Consider the following 3369-nt stretch of genomic DNA (forward strand, 5'->3'; position numbering starts at 1 on the left):
CCATTAATTGGTTGCCCTGCTTTATTTAGAACTTGGGCATATTCATCTGTAACCAGTCCTGCAAATGTCCCTAAACTTCCTGGCATCACTTCAACTGCATAAAATGGTCCATTTTCAATCGGGGCAATACATGGGTTCGGATGATGATCGGCATCACCCTGTGCTTTTTGATAAGGGGTGGTACCACGTTGGAACTCGGGGTCTTGGCCTAAATAGGCATATTGGTTGTACTGCTCTACTGTTTTTAAAAACTGAACTGGATCTATACCACACGCCACAGCCAGCTCTTGAATCGTGTATCCTTGTTTTAAGTAATCGTTGTCTAGCCAAGGCTTTAGAGAAATTGGAAAAGGTTTAACAGCGCCTAAGCCGTAACGGCGGATGAACTTGTGATCGCAAATCAACCAGCAATGTGCTTGTTTGCCTTGCGATGTATGTTTGAATAAATCTTTAATAAATGCAGGATAGGAATCACCTTCATTCGTGAACCGACAGCCATTTTTTAAAACTGCAATTAATCCCGGTTTACCTCGCTCAACCAAATGTGGAAAACGACCTAAAGTTCCATCTAAACGCGGAATTAATGAAACAGGTGCCCATGCGCCAGACCAAGGCAAAGTTTGATCAACAGTTGCTCCAATTGCTTCTGCTGCAATTAAGCCATCACCTATATTTGTTTCAGGAGCAGCTGAATGATGAGGAGTTCCTTCACTCACATGTTTGAATAAAGCTTGTTTACGTTTTTCATCATGCGGAAAACCACCAGTCGCTAATACCACGCCATGTTTTGCTATTATTTTGACGATGCCAGCTGGTGTTTTAAATAATGCTCCCATCACCCGACCATTTTCTTCAACTAATTCAGTCATGGCATGATTTGCCAATAGTTTTACTTTGTAATCAAATGCAGATTTGAGTAAGCGAGCCACCAAAGCATTACCATTCACAATTTGAGCAGAGCGTTTCCTAAAAATCAGGTCAAGGAAATGACGTAATACGCGTTTGGTCGCATAGATAAAGGATGGAATTGCATTAAAAGTATTAATGAAATGCTTCATATCTGCGCCAGAAGCGATACCCATTCCCCAAAGTGTAGTTTCAGGAATTGGCGGACGTAGGATATTTAGTTTCTGACCAAGTAAACGGCCATCGTAAGGTGCAGCAACAATCGAACGCCACCCAACCCTAGCACCTTCAATATTGAAAAAGTCAGGTACTGCGGCACCAATATTAAACTTAACCTCAGTTTTGGCTTCGAAAAATTCCACCATTTTTGGTGCTTGAGTTAAATAAGTATGAATCTTTGTTTCATCATACTTTTCACCCAAAATATTTTTTAAATATAGCTTAGGTATCTCAATTGGTTCGGCTTTTCCTTCACGTACAGCATGAGGTGTATTAGGAATCCATAACCACCCTCCCGATACAGCAGTAGTTCCACCAAATACGGATGCTTTCTCTGCGACAATGACCTTTAATCCTTCATATGCTGCGGTCACGGCGCTTGAAAGCCCACCTGCACCTGAGCCAATGACTAAAACATCACATTCGTAGCATTCACGAATTGGCATCGGAATCATCTGAAATGGTTGTTGGGTTTTTGCGTTCATACTTATTACCCCGTAACCGTGCCCAATTGAGCGAGCGCAACGAGCTGCTTCATTGCTTGCAAATTAACTTCAGCGCGTTCGAGAGCAGGACGTTCAGCTAGTACTAAATTGGGGACTTCTGCAGCTAACATAATTTCTTTAGGCAAAGCACGAATTAACCCTACAAGATCAATTTCGCCTTGCCCTGGCACTAATCGATTAGAACGTGCAATTTTAATTAAGCCTTCGTCGCTCGGATCATATTCAGCAAAACCATCGCAAAGCTGAACATAGTTCAATTGCTTTGGATTAAGTGCTTTGATCTGCTCAAGTGTTGAATCTGATCGGTCAAAATGTAATGCATCAATTAAAATGGCCGCATTTTCTTGCCCTGATTGATTCACGATATATTCAGCCTGCGCCAAATTTTTCACATTGGTCCACGGCATGAACTCTAGGTCACAACTCAAGCCAAACTGTTTACTTAATTCACAAAATTGTGCGAAGTGATATATTTGTCTTGACTGCTCAGGATCATTTCCTGCAACTAAAATATGCCTAGCACCGAGTTGCTCAGCCGTACTTAAAAACTGCAAATACTTATTTGGTTCAAAGTCAGAAGTAATTCGTACAATTTCAACATCAGCAATACGAACACCTGTGTCCTCCAAAGCAGCCCTTGTTTCCTTAATTAGCTTGCTATCACTTAAAATTGGATAATCTACTTCATTAGGTGCTGCGGGCAGCAGGCGTAAGCCCACTGCTGCATAACCACACTTTGCTGCAATTTTGACTGCTTCTACAGGACTCACATCTGCAACTGTCAAAAATGAAAGTGAATATTCACGCGACATCTTGTTGCTCCTGCTCTTTCTCAAGTAAATAAGCAATCATTAGGTCACGAACCTCAATAAACATGTCCGTTCCTTTGACTGCGTTACATCCCAAAGTCGATGCATGCTGAATAAATGGCGTGTTTTCAGGACTAGTCACCACATCTGCAACCGACATTTGTGCAGTTATTTGTTCTAATTGAAAAGCTGCTGAAGGATCACCATTCATTCCCATAGGTGTCGCATTGACCACAACGTCAAATCCTGTTGGATCATTGTTATGTGCAACAACTTTGCCTTTACCTAGCTGTTGAAGTTGTTCAACTAGTTGTTGTTGACGCGTTTGATCTACATCAAAAATTGCTAACTCCGCTACCTCAGCAAGAAGTAATTCATAAGCAATCGCTTTACCTGCTCCACCCGCTCCCGCCAAAATGGCACGTTTATCTTTTAACTCGATTAACTTATTTCGTATCGCTTGTACCATGCCTTTACCATCAAGCATGTCTCCTTCCCACCCTTCTTTACAGCGGCGAATCGTATTTACCGCCCCAATAAACTGTGCACGTGAAGTTAATTTTTGGCAGCAATTCAAAGCCGAAATTTTATGAGGCACCGTGACAATCAAGCCGTCACTATTATTTAAATACAAATTTTGCTGAACAAAATTTGGGAAGTGTTCTGGTGCTACATCAGCAGGTATAACAATCGCATTTAAATCCTTTTTAAGCAGCTCCATCGTTACACCCTCAGGTGATTTGACCTGTACAATCGGATGTCCGACCACAAAATAAAGACGAGTTGATCCATTCAATTGAATATCCATTATTCAATCTCCTTAAAAATCGATGAGTTAGAAAATTTTAGATTTGAACTTTTTTAAGTTCGTGCTGACGTATCTTTGTTGGCGAATAAACCAGTTTCATAATGATTAATGCTGCGACCAT

3 protein-coding genes are annotated in these 3369 nt (G+C 41.2%); all 3 read right to left on the reverse strand.

Translation table 11 applies throughout. The annotated features are described in order from the left end of the window. Positions 1-1610, reverse strand: a 1610-nt coding sequence (locus tag UC75_RS04045) for an FAD-dependent oxidoreductase (RefSeq protein WP_228137073.1), incomplete at its 3' end; no start/stop codon positions are given. 5 nt (positions 1611-1615) lie between these two features. Continuing rightward, on the reverse strand, positions 1616-2443 hold the full coding sequence (locus UC75_RS04050) for a sugar phosphate isomerase/epimerase family protein (protein ID WP_049836791.1): 828 nt from the start codon (positions 2441-2443) through the stop codon (positions 1616-1618). After that, the gene (locus UC75_RS04055; RefSeq protein WP_049836792.1) at positions 2433-3248 is read right to left on the reverse strand and encodes a shikimate dehydrogenase family protein; all 816 of its coding nucleotides are present in this window, start codon (positions 3246-3248) and stop codon (positions 2433-2435) included. Before UC75_RS04055 ends, UC75_RS04050 begins: the two co-directional genes overlap by 11 nt. Positions 3249-3369 lie beyond the last annotated feature (121 nt).

This window comes from Acinetobacter sp. V2 (assembly GCF_001188385.1).
Taxonomy (GTDB): Bacteria; Pseudomonadota; Gammaproteobacteria; order Pseudomonadales; family Moraxellaceae; genus Acinetobacter; species Acinetobacter oleivorans.

Bases quoted from the DNA above. Each gene is read 5' to 3' on its own strand.
- UC75_RS04055 (WP_049836792.1), bottom strand. From the start codon at position 3,248: ATGGATATTCAATTGAATGGATCAACTCGTCTTTATTTTGTGGTCGGA.
- UC75_RS04050 (WP_049836791.1), bottom strand. From the start codon at position 2,443: ATGTCGCGTGAATATTCACTTTCATTTTTGACAGTTGCAGATGTGAGT.